The organism is Limosilactobacillus mucosae, assembly GCF_046939755.1.
Classification (GTDB): domain Bacteria; phylum Bacillota; class Bacilli; order Lactobacillales; family Lactobacillaceae; genus Limosilactobacillus; species Limosilactobacillus mucosae_A.
Window position 1 is genome coordinate 19,274 of the sequence record NZ_JBKZAY010000011.1, and the last position, 16,118, is coordinate 35,391.

General features: G+C 47.2%; 13 protein-coding genes, 1 riboswitch and 1 other annotated feature. Of the genes, 8 read left to right on the forward strand and 5 right to left on the reverse strand.

The window, feature by feature from the left end; translation table 11 throughout:
- Window positions 1-4 precede the first annotated feature (4 nt).
- From ACLUWI_RS05130 to ACLUWI_RS05145, 4 genes are all read left to right on the forward strand, one after another.
- Window positions 5-1,165, forward strand: coding sequence for an acetylornithine transaminase (locus ACLUWI_RS05130; RefSeq protein WP_412146437.1), 1,161 nt, complete (start codon window positions 5-7; stop codon window positions 1,163-1,165).
- Window positions 1,166-2,296: 1,131 nt separating this feature from the next.
- Entirely contained in the window at window positions 2,297-2,734 is a 438-nt protein-coding gene (locus ACLUWI_RS05135) for an Hsp20/alpha crystallin family protein (RefSeq protein WP_412146438.1), read from the forward strand.
- A gap of 200 nt (window positions 2,735-2,934) precedes the next feature.
- Window positions 2,935-4,413, forward strand: a complete 1,479-nt coding sequence (locus ACLUWI_RS05140) for a YfcC family protein (protein WP_412146471.1) — start codon at window positions 2,935-2,937, stop codon at window positions 4,411-4,413.
- 29 nt (window positions 4,414-4,442) lie between these two features.
- Entirely contained in the window at window positions 4,443-5,786 is a 1,344-nt protein-coding gene (locus ACLUWI_RS05145; protein ID WP_412146439.1) for a M20 family metallopeptidase, read from the forward strand.
- Between the two features lie 62 nt (window positions 5,787-5,848).
- Here ACLUWI_RS05145 and ACLUWI_RS05150 read toward each other — a convergent pair whose 3' ends face one another.
- Window positions 5,849-6,016, reverse strand: coding sequence for a hypothetical protein (locus ACLUWI_RS05150; RefSeq protein WP_006500145.1), 168 nt, complete (start codon window positions 6,014-6,016; stop codon window positions 5,849-5,851).
- Between the two features lie 16 nt (window positions 6,017-6,032).
- Window positions 6,033-6,569, reverse strand: a complete 537-nt coding sequence (locus ACLUWI_RS05155; RefSeq protein WP_412146440.1) for a VanZ family protein — start codon at window positions 6,567-6,569, stop codon at window positions 6,033-6,035.
- A 123-nt stretch (window positions 6,570-6,692) separates the two neighbouring features.
- Between ACLUWI_RS05155 and ACLUWI_RS05160 the strand changes: the two genes are divergently transcribed.
- Window positions 6,693-8,060 carry an amino acid permease gene (locus tag ACLUWI_RS05160; RefSeq protein ID WP_412146441.1) on the forward strand — a complete coding sequence of 456 codons (1,368 nt, stop codon included), beginning with the start codon at window positions 6,693-6,695 and terminating at the stop codon, window positions 8,058-8,060.
- A gap of 198 nt (window positions 8,061-8,258) precedes the next feature.
- Here ACLUWI_RS05160 and ACLUWI_RS05165 read toward each other — a convergent pair whose 3' ends face one another.
- Both ACLUWI_RS05165 and ACLUWI_RS05170 read right to left on the reverse strand, forming a co-directional pair.
- Window positions 8,259-8,711, reverse strand: a complete 453-nt coding sequence (locus ACLUWI_RS05165) for a Fur family transcriptional regulator (protein WP_412146442.1) — start codon at window positions 8,709-8,711, stop codon at window positions 8,259-8,261.
- 152 nt (window positions 8,712-8,863) lie between these two features.
- Window positions 8,864-9,601 carry a hypothetical protein gene (locus ACLUWI_RS05170; RefSeq protein WP_412146443.1) on the reverse strand — a complete coding sequence of 246 codons (738 nt, stop codon included), beginning with the start codon at window positions 9,599-9,601 and terminating at the stop codon, window positions 8,864-8,866.
- 99 nt (window positions 9,602-9,700) lie between these two features.
- A riboswitch (SMK box riboswitch) is annotated at window positions 9,701-9,806 on the forward strand.
- On the opposite strand from ACLUWI_RS05170, the gene metK reads away from it, so the two are divergent.
- Window positions 9,804-10,991: a methionine adenosyltransferase gene (gene metK, locus ACLUWI_RS05175; RefSeq protein ID WP_412146444.1), complete on the forward strand. Its 1,188-nt coding sequence runs from the start codon at window positions 9,804-9,806 to the stop codon at window positions 10,989-10,991. (Overlaps the previous riboswitch by 3 nt.)
- Window positions 10,992-11,134: 143 nt before the next feature.
- On the opposite strand, the gene ACLUWI_RS05180 is transcribed toward metK, so the two are convergent.
- Complete coding sequence (locus tag ACLUWI_RS05180) at window positions 11,135-12,160, reverse strand: FAD:protein FMN transferase (protein WP_412146445.1); 1,026 nt, start codon at window positions 12,158-12,160, stop codon at window positions 11,135-11,137.
- Between the two features lie 279 nt (window positions 12,161-12,439).
- On the opposite strand from ACLUWI_RS05180, the gene ACLUWI_RS05185 reads away from it, so the two are divergent.
- Both ACLUWI_RS05185 and leuS read left to right on the forward strand, forming a co-directional pair.
- The gene (locus ACLUWI_RS05185) at window positions 12,440-13,354 is read left to right on the forward strand and encodes an ROK family protein (protein ID WP_412146446.1); all 915 of its coding nucleotides are present in this window, start codon (window positions 12,440-12,442) and stop codon (window positions 13,352-13,354) included.
- 55 nt (window positions 13,355-13,409) lie between these two features.
- Window positions 13,410-13,623, forward strand: a binding site (T-box leader).
- A gap of 68 nt (window positions 13,624-13,691) precedes the next feature.
- Window positions 13,692-16,109 (forward strand): leucine--tRNA ligase, encoded by a 2,418-nt coding sequence (gene leuS / locus ACLUWI_RS05190; RefSeq protein WP_412146447.1) that lies wholly within the window; start codon window positions 13,692-13,694, stop codon window positions 16,107-16,109.
- Window positions 16,110-16,118 lie beyond the last annotated feature (9 nt).

Here is a 16,118-nt window from a genome sequence, read left to right on the forward strand (position 1 = left end):
CGATATGAATCATCTATTTCCAACTTATACCCGGTTCCCATTTGAAATCGTTAAAGGACAGGGAACGCATTTATTTGACGAAAAGGGCAATGAATATCTTGACTTAACCAGTGGCATTGGTGTCTGCGGGCTGGGCTACAACGTCAAGGAACTCAACGATGCCGTCGAACAGCAATTACATCAGGTTTGGCATACGTCCAATCTGTATGAAAGCTCGCTGCAAGAAAGCGTCGCGGCCAAATTAGGCGTTGAACCCGACATGCTGGTCAGCTTTGCCAATTCCGGTACTGAGGCTAACGAGGCGGCTTTGAAGCTGGCGCGCAAGGCAACGGGACGACTGGATTTTCTGGCGTTTGACCACTCATTTCACGGCCGTTCCGCGGGATCATTAACGGTTACGGGCAATCAAGGCATTAAGGAGGGCTTTTTGCCACTGGTGCCGGGTGCACGCTTTGCCAAATATAACGACTACGCGGCTTTAGATGAGATCAAACCGGATCTGGCTGGGGTGATCTTAGAAGTTGTTCAGGGCGAAGGCGGCGTAATTGCTGGGGATGCTAAGTGGCTAAAGGCTGTTCAAGAAAAGTGTCACGAGGTTGGCGCGCTGCTTTTGATCGATGAGGTGCAGACTGGGATGGGACGTACCGGTTCACTGTTTGCCTTTGAGCAGTTTGGCCTGCATCCAGATATTTACACGGTTGCCAAAGGACTGGCTAATGGGATTCCGGTTGGGGCCATGGTTGGCAAAAAAGAACTTGGACAATATTTTGGTCCCGGCAGCCACGGTTCGACGTTTGCCGGTAATCCATTGGCAATGGCGGCCGCTCAGCAGGTATTAAAGACGTTGGACGAAGAGTTCTTGAAGACGGTGCAGCAAAAAGCTGTAGCCATGCACCAAGCGATGGAAAAAGAGCTGCTGCCGCTGGACATGGTTGATTCAATCAGCGGTCTAGGCTTGATGATCGGCATCCATCTTAATCAAGCCGTATCTGTCGGTCAGGTCTTGGATCAGCTGCATTCCCAGCATGTTCTGGCGCTTTCAGCTCGTGACAATACCTTGCGTCTCTTGCCGCCATTGGTTGCCAGCCAAGCCGAGCTGCTGGCAGGTGTCGATGAGATTAAAAAGGCGTTAAACACAGTTGAATCGGCGACCGCTACCGCATAAATAAAATCCGCCAAGCCAAAAATGGTTTGACGGATTTTTGTCGTTGAGGATGATGGCGTGCTACTTAGCAAATTGGCTTGCTGAAAATTGATTTTCCAGGAGAATTTGGCGGGATGATTGTCGAAAAAGCGTTGTTGAGCATTGATTAATTCGATTGGGCTATATTATGCAAAAAGTTCTGCATAATACCAGCCAGCGAAATCGTATTACCTACTTTTTTAAAAAATCGATGCATAGTAGGTAAAAATTAATGTATATTGAGTTAGGAATCCCTAACATTACCTACTATTGGTCGAAAATCCCCCAATAGTAGGTAGTTCACAAAGTCGGTCTAACCCAATCAGCTCTAAAATATGCATCTTTACCTACTATTTCGGAAAAAGTTACCGAAAGTAGGTAAAGTTAAGGCGGCCGTGTATGCAGTTACCTACTTCTGGCTAAGAATCGGCGCAAAGTAGGTAAATTCAGAAGGGCGCTTGGTCAACGCTGGGATTTCTTCACAAAATCGGCTGGCAATGTTGGCAATCGAGGTGGCTTTCACGCGTTTTGACAGCCGTTCAATCGTGAATGCAGATAGCGACATGCAAGACGAAGCTGGACGCGTCAGATGACAGACCAGTTCTGCCTTACTGATGCAAATTGCGCGGTCGGCTCAAGTCAGTAAACCGATCATTGCGATTCGATCAGTTCGGCTTGGCAAACATAGTCAAGCCAGTCAAATATAAGAAAAATCTCAGTGAGATGATTCAGAACAGTCATTGTAGCGCGGCTGATTCAAAGCGGCAAATCCGTCACCATAGCTAAGTTATTGTGGTGTCGCGGCTAGCTCAATCTGTCGGCCTGGTCAGATAACAAATAACGACATCTTTTTTGAATGATACTGACTTATCGAATGAAAGAAAAGTCATATGATACAAAAATATTTTATTGAATGGGACGTTTAAAACCAATTGTCCCAACGATGAAAGCCCTTACGAGAGTAGAGATTAACACGTTTTGGTCAATAAAGGTCAAGATAATTGAACCAGAAATGACTAATTTCGTCAGGGGAGGGGTTGTATTTTTTAATATACAAACTAAGATGAAAGTGTACAAATGATATGAGTTATTATAGGAAAGGAAGTTTTGGATATGGCTAATGAAATTCAACGTCATAACAACATGTTTGACGACGTAATGAGCGCTGGCATGCGCAACCTGCTGAACGACAATTTCTTCTCTGGCTTTAATGCTAAGGCAGATCACATGAAGACTGACATTGCGGAAACCGAGAAGAACTACGTCGTTAAAGTCGACATGCCCGGCTTTGACAAGAAGGACATCCACATCAATTATGAGAACAACATCCTGACGATCACGGGCCGCCGTGACACGTTTGACGACCTTTCTGATAAGGAAGGCAACATTTTGCATAGCGAACGCAACTATGGTCAAATGAGCCGTTCATTCCGTCTGCCGGAAGTTGACCTGAAGAAGGCATCTGCTCACTATAGCGATGGGGTTCTGGTTCTGACGCTGCCTAAGCTGGCACCAGAAGCCGGTACTGGCACGCACATTGAAATCGAATAATTTAATTGACAAATACCTTTTAAATGAGTAGCAATTTTAAATTGCTACTCATTTTTTATTTTGTCTATGTAAATGCTTTCACGAGTTTGATATAATTAATTTGTGCAATTTAACAATTCTATAATCACTTTATTGTCTTTATAGCTAAAGGAGGGAACGTTTTGGAAAACGCAAAGCCAACCAAAAAGCACCGGTTTAAGATGCCATCCGCGTTTACGATTTTATTTTTCATTATCGTTGTCTTGGCAGTCTTAACCTGGTTTATTCCAGCCGGTAAGTACGCTACCGATTCAGCTGGCAACATTATTGCTCATACCTACCATACCGTTTCGCCACACCCGCAAGGCATCTGGGATGTCTTCATGGCAATGGTCATCGGGATGATTGGTGACAGCAAGACGGAAGGGGCGATTCAGATCGCGCTGTTCATCTTGGTAATCGGTGGGTTCTTAGGCGTTGTTAACAAAACTGGAGCTTTAAACAATGGGATTTCGGCTGTCGTTCATCGTTATGAGGGCCGCGAACGGACATTGATTCCAATTTTGATGATCCTGTTTGCTCTGGGGGGTACAACCTATGGAATGGGTGAAGAGACGCTGGCCTTTTACCCCTTGCTGATTCCAGTGATGATCGGTTGCGGCTTTGACTCGATCGTCGCGGTGGCCGTGGCTTTGGTCGGCACGCAGCTGGGCTGTCTAGCATCAACGGTCAACCCATTTGCCACTGGGGTTGCCTCTGCTACATTAAAGATCTCGCCAGGTGAAGGTTTGATTCCACGGCTGATCCTGCTGGTAATCGTGACGGCACTTGGTATCTGGTACACGATGCACTATGCTGACCAGGTCAAAAAAGATCCAACCAAATCATTAGTCTACGCGCAACGGGCTGAAGATGAAAAACGGTTTGACATTTCCGAAAAGACACAGGACACGCAGCCATTAACCAAGGTGCAAAAACGCGTGCTGTGGCTGTTTGGGATCACGTTTGTAATTATGATCATGGGGCTGGTGCCATGGACTGATTTGAACAAGCATTGGACGGCCTTTGATACGTTTACCAACTGGCTGCATGGCATTCCGTTCCTGGGCGTTTTGATCGGTAAAGACATCCCAGCCTTAGGGACTTGGTACTTTAACGAAATTACGCTGCTGTTTATCTTCATGTCAGTGGTAATCATGTTTGTCGCGCATATGAAGGAAAGTGAATTTATCGACGCCTTCTTAAAGGGAATGGGCGACCTGCTCAGCGTTGCGATTATCGTGGCCGTTGCGCGTGGGATTCAGGTTATCATGAACAATGGTATGATCACGGCGACTGTTTTGCACTGGGGCGAAGTTGGACTGGGCGGCCTGTCGCGCAGTGCCTTCATCATTTTGACCTACATTTTCTACATTCCAATGTCATTCCTAATTCCATCAACTTCCGGTTTGGCTGCCGCTACGATGGGCATTATGGGGCCACTGGGACACTTCTGTCATGTTTCCGGCAGTCTGGTTATTACGGCTTACCAAGCAGCTTCTGGCTGGATTAACCTGATTACGCCAACTTCCGGCATCGTGATGGGGGCATTGGCAATCGCGCACGTCAACATCAGCGTCTGGTGGAAGTGGATGGCCAAGTTCATGGTGATCCTGTTCCTGGTTACCTGCGTCTTCTTAGGCGTTGCCGCGGTACTTTAGATTTTTTGATCATATCAGGGGGAATTAATATGGCAGCAGAATTGGTTCAAGAAAATGAGCGGCAAGCAGCATTGGCGGCTTTAAAGCGTTTGGTTGCCAAACCATCGTATAACGAAGCTCCAGCGCCAGGCGCGCCGTTTGGACCCAAGATTCGTCAAGCCTTAGATGAGCTGATGCGGATCTGTGACGAGCTGGGCTATCAAACCTATGAGGATCCAGATGGCTACTATGGCTATGCCGAAACTGGTACTGGCAGCGAGACGTTTGGCATCATTGGTCATGTTGACACGGTACCGGCTGGCGATTTAAGCACTTGGGAACATGATCCGTTTTCTGGCGAGGTCTTTGGCGATGTGGTCTATGGGCGCGGCGTACAAGACGACAAAGGCCCCGTGATCGCGGCTCTGTTCGCGGTCAAGGCATTGGAGAATCGCGGCTATCATTTTAATAAAAAGATCCGCTTTATCTTCGGTACCGACGAAGAAACGCTGTGGCGCGGGATTGCCAAGTACAACCAAAAAGAAACGCCAATCGATTTGGGATTTTCGCCAGACGCTGAATTTCCGGTTACTTATGCTGAAAAAGGGCTGCAGCAGTCATATCTGGTTGGACCGGGAACCGAATTGCTGTATGTTGAGACTGGTGGAGCATTCAACGCGGTCCCGGATCGGGCAGAATATGCTGGTCCTAAGCAGGCTGAGGTCAAGGCCGCGCTTGCAAAGCGTGGCTTCAAGTATCATGAAGAAACTGGCAAGCTGGTCGTAGAAGGCAAGGCAATTCATGCCATGCTGGCTCCCCAAGGCGTCAACGCGGTCTTAAGGCTGGCAATCGCTTTGGATGACGTCTTTAAAGGCTTTGGGCCGCTGGACTTTATCGGTCAATGCTTTAAAGAGGATGCGACGGGAACCAATTTGCTGGGCGACGTCAAGGATGAGGCATCCGGCCACTTGACGTTTAACATCTCGAGTCTGAAGATCACGCCAGAGGAAACGCGGCTGCAGATTGATCTGCGGATTCCGGTTACCGTTGATCGTGATGCGCTGCTTGAAAAACTGAGCCAAAACGTAGCCAAATATGATCTGCAATACAAGCATTTTGACTATGTAGCACCATTATACGTTCCTAAAGACACTGAATTGGTTAAGACCTTGATGGCAGTCTATCAAGATCAAACCGGTGACGTTGATTCTCAGCCACAGGTCAGCGGCGGGGCAACCTTTGCGCGGACGATGCATAACTGCGTGGCCTTTGGGGCGATGCTGCCGACGACGCCTGACTTTATGCACCAGGCTAATGAACAATGGCCGCTTCAAGACATGTTTAAGGCCATGAACATCTTTGCTGAAGCCGTCAAGCGATTATGCGTGGATTAATGACTGAATAAAGAAAAGCAGCTGCGAAAATTCGCGGCTGCTTTTTATGGTTATAAACCACTTTAGATGTGTTCCTTGATGCCATTAGGGAAGTCTTTATCGATTTCCTTTAAGATTGGCAGCAGGGTGTTGATGTATTCATGATAGGCTTCAATTGGCTTACGATCTTTGCCGTTTGCCTGAAGCAGCGCGATGGCAATATCATGCGCGCGTTGTTCATTGCTGATCATATTATTCACCTCATTTCTAAAGTTTAACAGATTTTATCGATAGTTGCGCGATCCAGCCAGCCAAAGCGGTCGTTTTTAAAAACGCCATGACATAAAAACCAGTTAAAACGCCAGCTGCATTCGTGATGACATCATCAATATCGACAAAACGTTCGACATGAAAAAGAAGATCGCATAAAAATTGCGTGGTTTCGATTGAGATTCCCAGCAGGATGCCAAACAGCAGTACAAACTTGCAATCATGCCGATCACTCAGCAGATACCAATAGATGCCCGCTGGAACTGTCATGACGATATTTAAGAAAAAATCAGGCGACAAGGCTTGAAACGGAATGATGTTGCAGGGAACACCTAAGACGTGATAAAAAATCTTATGCGGACCGCCCCAGTTATACTGGGTTGGCGTAAAGCAGAGATAGGCGATTGCCAAAGCATAGATCAAGGCACTCAGCATCGTAAACCATTGCCAGCCATGGAGCGGTAGACGCAGGGCCTGATTAAGCATGGTGCCCCAGATGATTAATAGTATTATAAATGGAATCCAAGAACGCAAAATTAAAAAACTCCCCAATAACTCTAACGAAAATTTAAAAACGTGGTACAATAAAGATTCTAGGTTTTACCCTCCAGTCTAGCAAAAAATGCTGGGCAGGTTAAGAGAAGGAGGAAATTAAATATGGCGGAAAAGCAACCGGATCAGCAAACGCTGTCACGGGGCTTAAAGGATCGTCACGTACAGCTGATTGCTCTTGGTGGTGCGATCGGTACGGGACTGTTCTTGGGTTCCGGGAAATCCATTCACGCTGCTGGTCCTTCCATTCTGCTGGCATATCTGATTACGGGGATCATGTGCTTTTTGTTGATGCGGGCGTTGGGCGAGCTCTTGCTGGCTGACCTGCATTATAATTCGTTTGTGGATGCGATTCGTGACTACTTAGGTTCGCGAGCCGCGTTTATCACTGGCTGGACGTACTGGCTGTGTTGGGTCGCAATCGCAATGGCGGAAGTTACCGCGATTGGCATGTACGTTCAATTATGGCTGCCAAATTGTCCACAATGGGTGCCCGGTCTGATTACGCTGGCCGTACTCTTGTGTGTCAACTTGATTACGGTTGGTGCGTTTGGTGAGGTTGAATCTTGGTTTGCACTGATTAAGATTTTCGCGATCCTGCTGCTGATCGTAATCGGGGTCGGGATGATGCTGGTGCGCTTCAAAAGCCCCAACGGCATTGTTACCTCGCCAAGCAACCTGGTATCGCATGGCGGATTTTTCGCGACTGGTCTGGACGGCTTTTTGAAGTCTTTTCAAATGGTCATCTTCTCGTTTGCCGGGATTGAAATGGTTGGGATGACGGCTGCCGAAACGGCTAATCCCCGCAAGGTCATTCCTAAGGCCATTAACGACATTCCGGTTCGGATTCTATTATTCTACATTGGCGCTTTGTTTGTGATCATGAGCATCTACCCATGGAATCGCCTGAACCCCAATGCAAGTCCGTTTGTTATGGTCTTTAAGGATATTGGCATTTCTTCAGCAGCCTCAATCATCAATTTTGTAGTGTTAACGGCGGCCGCTTCATCTTGCAACAGTGCTTTGTATACGACTGGGCGCATGTTGGCCGAATTGACGTCAACATCACGACGGCCTTCAATTCGCAAGATCAGTCGCATTTCCAAGAATTCGGTTCCCGCTACGGCGATTATCATCTCAGCCCTTTTGATGGGGATGTCATCGTTGCTGAACTACTTGATTCCATCAGAGGTCTTTACCTTGGTTTCAAGTGTCGCCACGACCAGCTTCCTGTTCATCTGGGGAACGATCGTAACGGCTCACCTGCGCTACCGTAAGCTGCATCCGGAAGGCAGTGGCTTTAAGATGCCGGGAACACCGGTTACTGATTGGATGGTTCTGATTTTCCTGTTTGCCGTGGGCGTGATCTTGATGTTCAGTTATGACACGAGAATTGCCTTGATCATCGCGTTAGTCTGGCTGGCATTTATGACGATTCTTTCATTAACTTTCAAACAATATCGATATAACTAAAAATAAACTTCTCGGTGTTTAGTCATCGAGAAGTTTTTTTGATGCAATGACTGATTTGATTATTTTGGTAAGCAGGAACGTTTGGAAGTGATCTTTATGAGGAGCTGCTGGTCAGATTTGTGAAAAATAACCAGTTGAGGTGAAGTGCAAGATAAAATCCCCGTCCCGATTACTTGAGACGAGGATTCATTTATTTTGCTATGCGAGGCCCAGCTTTTTTTGGCAGTTAGGGCAGATGCCATGAACTTCAATATCGCTTTGTTTCACTATGAAATTGGTCTTTTCGCGGGTGATCTGCTGCAGATCTTTGGTCAGCGATGCGAAATGATCATCAAAAACGTCTTGAATTGAGCCGCAGTTGTCACAGACGACATGATAATGGGGATGCCCAAAATAATCGTAATGGGAGCTGCCATCACCATTTTTAAGTTCAATGACCAGCTGATCTTCAACCAAGAGATTGATGGTATTATAGATCGTTGCCATGCTGATGTTGTCGGCTTCTTGTTTTAAATCAGCGTAGATCATCTCAACACTGGGGTGCGTGTGGTGACTGATTAAATAGCGCAGGATCAGTTTGCGCTGTGGGGTCAGCCGAACGTGTTTTTCGCGCAAGTGCTGCAGTGCGTGTTCATATTCTGAATTGGCCATTGCAACGATCCTCCTCCTTTCGCGAGCGATAGACTAGACAAGTCAATATTATAGCATTGCCAAGGTGAATAATGCATTAGGAAATAAAATGTTTCTTTTAGATAATAATAATTCTAAGTTAGCAAAAATAAAAGCAATTTGCCTTGTGATAATCAAACCCAAAAAGTTAGAATCGTTGCCAACAACTGTAAAAGCGTGTAAAAAATTTGGTTATGACGATTTATAACCAGGCGCTGCCAAAGCCACCAACTTAAGACGACCAACGCAATAGCCAACAGAAGCGTAATTTTAATCGGTCGCGTCAGCATCGTTAAAATCAGGATCACGCCAAGACCGCCCTCGATCATTGGAAAACGTGGGTCATCAACCAAAAAAAGCGGGGCGTAGTAAAAGCAGTAGATCATCAATAGCGGAATCAGCTTGAGCAGGTAGCTCCACGACAAGAACCTAACCGAGATGAAGGTAAACGCCACTGGAATACTGAGGGTCATTAAAAGACTGAAAACCAGCAGGCCAACTGGATTTTGAAATTCGTGCAGATAAAGCTCGCAAATCAGCAGGTAGCAAGGCGGCAGCAAAAGCAGAACAAACAGAAAAACGTTGCCATGCAAAAATCCGCCGATAGTAAATAAAAAGCTGATCAGCAGCGGTATGATCGAAGTCAGCGAGCCGCTCTGCTGATCAAAAATAATGGTCGCGGCCATGGCAATGCAGATCTGATAGGCAAACAGACTGTACAGATCATGAGAAAAGACGGTGGTTTTGATCTGGATGGCGTAGGCAAAGGGCACGTAAGACCAGCAGCACATCATTAAAAAGGCATTGGGCAGCAGATTGCGCCAATCGATATCTTGGATTTGCAGCTTAAAATGCGATAACAGATTTTGCAAAAAAAATTCCTCCTGAGCGGTCGAAAATTAAGTTTTCCTTATTGTATCAAATTCCATTATAAAAAATTGCTTATTATCATTGGAATATGTTAGGATGGTGAACGTTATAAAGCAAATTCCCGATAGGATTCACAGATTGTGAAGATGCCTTGTAACCGCAATAACCGAACTTTTTAGTTTAGAAAATGGGGGAATTAACAAAATGACTGAACGACACTTATTTACATCCGAATCGGTTTCAGAAGGACATCCTGACAAGATTGCTGATCAGATCAGCGATGCGATTTTAGATGCCATGCTGGAACAAGACCCAGACGCTCGGGTAGCGGTTGAAACCTCGGTAACGACTGGCCTGGTACTGGTGTTTGGCGAAGTCTCGACTACGGCCTACGTTAACATTCAGCAGATCGTTCGCGATACGATTCGCCAAATTGGCTACACGGATGGCCAATATGGTTTTGATGCCGACAACTGTGCGGTGATTACAGCGATTGACGAACAGTCGCCAGACATCGCGCAAGGGGTTGACGACTCGTTGGAAACGCGGGGCGGCAATGTTGATCCATTAGATAAGATTGGTGCCGGCGACCAAGGGCTGATGTTTGGCTATGCTACGGATGAAACGCCGGAATACATGCCGCTGACACTGATGCTCAGTCACAAGCTGATGCAAAAAATTGCCAAGCTGCGCAAGGATGGGACGATTTCATATCTGCGCCCTGACGCCAAAGCTGAAGTAACGGTCGAATACGATGAAAATGATAAGCCATTGCGTGTCGATACGGTTGTTTTGAGTACGCAGCATGACCCAGAGATTTCCTTGGATCAGATTCGTCACGATGTTATTGAACAAGTTATCAAAGCCGTGATTCCAGCTGAACTGTTGGACGATGATACCAAATACTTTATCAATCCAACCGGCCGCTTCGTCATTGGTGGACCACAAGGCGATGCTGGTTTAACGGGCCGCAAGATCATTGTAGATACTTATGGCGGGGCAGCTCACCATGGTGGGGGCGCCTTTTCCGGCAAGGACGCGACAAAAGTTGACCGTTCTGCCAGCTATGCAGCCCGCTACATCGCCAAGAACCTGGTGGCAGCTGGTTATGCCAAGCGCCTGGAAATTCAGGTTGCCTACGCAATCGGGGTGGCTCAGCCAGTCTCAATCTCAATCAATACGTTTGGGACGGGAACCCGTTCTGAAGCTGAACTGATCGCGGCCGTACGCAAGACCTTTGATCTGCGGCCGGCCGGAATCATTAAGATGCTTGACTTGAAGCGGCCGATCTACAAAAAGACGGCTGCTTACGGTCACTTTGGCCGAACTGATATCGACCTGCCTTGGGAACACTTAGACAAGGTTGACGAATTAAAAGCCATTTTAGGATAAAAGACAAAAGAAAGCCAAGCTGCCGCATTCGGGCACTTGGCTTTCTTTGTTGATTATTTAGCTGGCGGCTTGCGTTTGGATTCATAATTCATCGAAGCTTATCAAGCCGGCCCATTAATGCCAGCTGGCGATGCTGGTCAGAATCAGTCGTTGATAAACTGAACGTCATAGCTTTGGTCAAGAATGCGGACTTGATCTGGCTTGAGGCCGACAATTTGAACGTGATGTGTCTGATCGACAAAAACGGCCCCCATGACATCGGGATGATCATGGGTCCAGTTTGGAATTGGCTGGCCAGCAAAGAAAAGGCGACCGGTCTCAATCTCGCCAGTAATCGATTGACCAGAAAAAACGGTGACGCCGGCCAACTTGGTTTTTCTGGGATGACCAGTGGCCGGATCAATGATGTGGTGGTAGTCTTGACCATTTTCTTCCAGATGCCGTTCATAGATTCCGCTGGTAACGGCTGAACATTCCGGCAGAGTGGCTACCAGAATCGATTGACCACGTTTGGCACTAGGATCCTGAACGCCGATTCGCCATAAGCCGTCCTGGTGTTTGGGTGCCGTGCCGTGCATCAAAATATTGCCGCCCAGGTCGATGATGCCGGCGCGAATATCACGCGAGCGCCATAAGTCACGAATGCGATCGGCAATATATCCTTTAGCAATGGCGCCCAGGTCGATCTCCATCCCAGGCTTTTTTAAAAAGATCGTCATGTCGCGGTCGTTTAGCTCAACGTCATGTGGATCGATCAGTTTAAGGCGTTCTTGAATTTCCACCTCGCTTGGCACATGAGCATCGTCAAAGCCAATGTGCCACAGTTTTACCAACGGACCGATCAAGGCATCAAAGCCATTGTCTTCCAAGCTGATGGCAATGGCTTTTTTGGCAAGATGATAGCTGGCGTGAGAAACCTGTACGGGATGCTGGCCGGCTGCCTGGTTAACGGCCATCAACTCTGAATGATCGCGATTGACGGTCAGAATGTCTTCGTAGCGGGCAATCAGTGCATAGGCATCGTCCAAATCGCGCTGCTCGGCACTGCCAAACGCCGTTAAAACGATATTGGTGCCCAGACCATAATAGTTTTTAGAGATGGCGTGCTGGGCCAGATTGCTGATGATTTGGGGATGATCGTTTGACCAAAGAGGAGTTTTGTTTTCCATCGGGGGTCGTCCTTTCTATACTTGCGGTTTATTGTCATTATAACCTTGAGTGGCTTTTTGAAACGGATGAAATTAAGTTAATTATCGAACAATCACATCTTATAATCGGATAATGATTTAAAGTTTAATTTTTTGAATTGGTTGATTAAATAACGATGAATTCGGTTGCAATGTTTTTATGGAATGGTTGAGAAAATATTCACAATATCCCTAGTAAAAATCGTTTAAAACGAGTAAGATGGACCCGTAAAGGTTAAATCAAGGAAGGGGTCTAAAGTCATGCATTCATTCTTAAGTATCGATGTTGGTGGGACAGCGATTAAGTATGCCTTACTAAACAACGCCGGTCAGATTACCAAAAAAGACAAGGTGCCGACGCCTACCAGCAGCCTGACTGAATTTATGAAGTCGCTATATGCCATTATTGATCAGTACCAAGCTCAGATCAGCGGATTGGCGGTCTGCGTTCCCGGCAAGGTTGATCCGCAAAAGCAGGTGGTCGTTTTTAGCGATACGCTGCCGTTTTTGAAGAACTGGGATCTGCCAAAATTGTTTAAAGAACACTACCGTAAGATTCTACCAATTGCCGTTGAAAATGAAGGACGTGCGGCAGCTCTGGCGGAATCCTGGCTAGGCAATCTGCATGGTGAAACGGATGCGGCAGCTGTTTTACTGGGAACTGACATCAGCTCGGGCATCATCACCAATGGCAAATTGAACCATGGCGCGCATGCCGGTGCCGGAATGCTGAATTTTGTGCCAACCAACTTTAAGGCGAAAGGCACGGATCGCTTAGCAGGCTTTAATGGTTCTTCAGTCAAAATGATTCAGGACGTAATTGAGGCATCTGGTCTGCCAGAAGGTGCGGATGGCTTAGCGGCCTTTCGGATGATTGAAGCTGGCAATCCAGACGCTGCCAAGGTCTTTAATGAATACTGCTATCAGATTGCCTGTCTGATCTTGAGCATGCAGGCGATTGTCGATTTAAACAAGGTCGTTATCGGTGGTGGGATCTCCGCGCAGCCGATTCTGATCAAGACGATTAATGATCAATATGACCAGCTGGTAGATTCAATGCCGATCGTGAAAAAAGAAATAGTTAAGCCAAAGATCGAACCGGCTAAATTCAAAAACGACGCCAACCTGTATGGGGCTTTAGATGCTTTGCTGCTAAAACTCGATGAGCAAAATTAAAAATATATTAGAAAAGAGACTTGCACTTAGCGACGGTCCTTGCTAGAATAGTTTGTAATCTTTGATCGTAGAGGAGTTAGTAGCCAACTCAGCTGTTTACAGAGACTAGGCGGTGGTGCAAGCCTGGAGCAGCCATTGGTGAACTGGCCTCAAAAAATTGCTGCTGAACCAACAGTAGGCGGCAACGTGAAATTCGCGTTAAGAATCTCAAGGGCCATGCATAAAGCATGGAATTCAGGTGGTACCGCGGATTTTGATTCGTCCTGCATTTAGTTGCAGGGCGTTTTTTTATACGATCAACTTACTGACAATCAGAATTTTAAAAGGAGCAGGGCTAATGGCTTACGATCACAAAACGATTGAAAAGAAATGGCAACGCTATTGGAAGAAGAACAAGACTTTTAAGGCAGAAATCAACAAGGACCAAAAGAAGTACTATGCTTTGGATATGTTCCCATACCCATCTGGACAAGGCCTGCACGTTGGTCACCCCGAAGGCTACACGGCAACGGATGTGGTTTCGCGGATGAAGCGGATGCAAGGCTACAACGTGCTACATCCAATGGGCTGGGATGCATTTGGTCTGCCGGCAGAACAGTACGCTTTAAAGACGGGCCACAATCCAAAGGGCTTCACCAACCAAAATATCAACCACTTCAGAGATCAGATTCAATCACTTGGTTTTTCTTATGACTGGGATCGTGAAGTCAATACTACCGACCCTGGCTACTACAAGTGGACGCAGTGGATCTTTGAACAGCTGTACAAGAAGGGTCTGGCCTATGAAGATGAAATCATGGTCAACTGGGCTCCTGACTTCATGGGTGGTACGGTTGTCTCCAATGAAGAAGTCGTTGACGGCAAGACGGAGCGAGGCGGCTACCCAGTCTATCGCAAGCCGATGAAGCAATGGGTCTTGAGAATTACGGCCTATGCCGATCGCTTGATTGATGATCTGGATCTGGTTGACTGGCCAGAAAGCGTTAAGGAAATGCAGCGCAACTGGATTGGTCGTTCAGAAGGGGCTTCCGTTTTCTTTGACATTGTTGATCACGATGACAAGATCGAAGTCTTCACCACGCGTCCCGACACGCTGTTTGGGGCTTCTTACGTTGTTTTGGCTCCAGAACTGGACCTGGTTGACGAACTGACTACGCCTGAACACAAAGCCGAAGTGGAAGCCTACAAGGAAACGACTTCCCGCCGCTCTGACCTGGAACGGACCGACCTAAACAAGGACAAGACTGGGGTATTTACTGGTTCTTATGCAGTTAACCCGGTCAATGGTGAAAAGCTGCCAATCTGGATCTCGGATTACGTCCTGGCTTCATATGGTACCGGTGCGGTGATGGCCGTGCCTGCTGGTGACCAGCGTGACTGGGATTTTGCCAAGAAGTTTGACCTGCCAATCAAGCCAATCATCAAGGATGCCGACATCTCAGAAGCAGCCTATGCTGGCGATGGCGAACACATCAATTCCGGTTTTGTTAACGGCATGAAGATCAAGGAGGCCAAAAAAGCCATGATCGACTGGCTGGAAGAACATGACGCCGGCCACAAGAAGGTCAACTACCGGCTGCGCGACTGGATCTTCTCACGGCAGCGCTACTGGGGTGAACCAATTCCGGTTATTCACTGGGACGATGGTACAACCTCGCTGGTTCCAGAAGACGAACTGCCTTTGAAGCTGCCTGACATGAAGAACATTGAGCCATCTGGTACTGGCGAGAGCCCATTGGCCAACGCTACGGATTGGGTCAACGTTTATGACGAAAATGGCCGACATGGACTGCGGGAAACCAACACGATGCCGCAATGGGCCGGTTCTTCTTGGTACTGGCTGCGCTACACGGATCCGCACAATGAAAAGGAATTTGCCTCTAAAGAAGCACTGGACTACTGGTCACCAGTTGATCTGTACGTCGGGGGGGCTGAACATGCCGTTTTGCACCTGCTGTACGCCCGCTTCTGGCACAAGGTACTGTATGACCTGGGCTTCGTACCAACGCCGGAACCATTCATGAAGCTGGTTAACCAAGGGATGATTCTGGGCTCCAACCACGAAAAGATGTCCAAGTCCAAGGGCAATGTCGTTAATCCAGATGACATCGTTGAACAATATGGTGCCGACACGCTGCGGCTCTATGAAATGTTCATGGGTCCACTGACTGAATCCGTACCTTGGGACACTAAGGGGCTGCACGGTGCCTACAAGTGGATCAACCGAGTATGGCGCCTGATGATGGACGACAACAACCATCTGCGTGACCGTGTTTCAAACTTCAATGATGGCAAGCTGACGCGCATCTACAACCAAACTGTTAAGAAGGTTACGGAAGACTTTGAACGGATGCACTTCAACACGGCTATTTCCCAGATGATGGTCTTTGTCAACGAAGCCTATAAGGTTGATGATCTGCCAGTTGAGTACATGGAAGGCTTGATCAAGATGATCTCGCCAGTAATTCCACACGTTGCCGAAGAACTTTGGAGTCAATTCCACGTTTCCGATACGATTGCCTACCAGCCATGGCCAACCTACGATCCAGAAGCCTTGGAAGAATCAACGGTTGAAATGATCGTGCAGGTTAACGGCAAAGTGCGGGCCCGAATTGAAATGCCAAAGGATGCCGACAAAGAAACGGCTCAAGCAAAGGCATTAGCCAATGAACACGTCCAAAAGTTCACGGATGGCAAGGAAATCAAGAAGGTTATCGTCGTACCAAACCACATTGTCAACATTGTCGTTAAATAGTCTTAATTT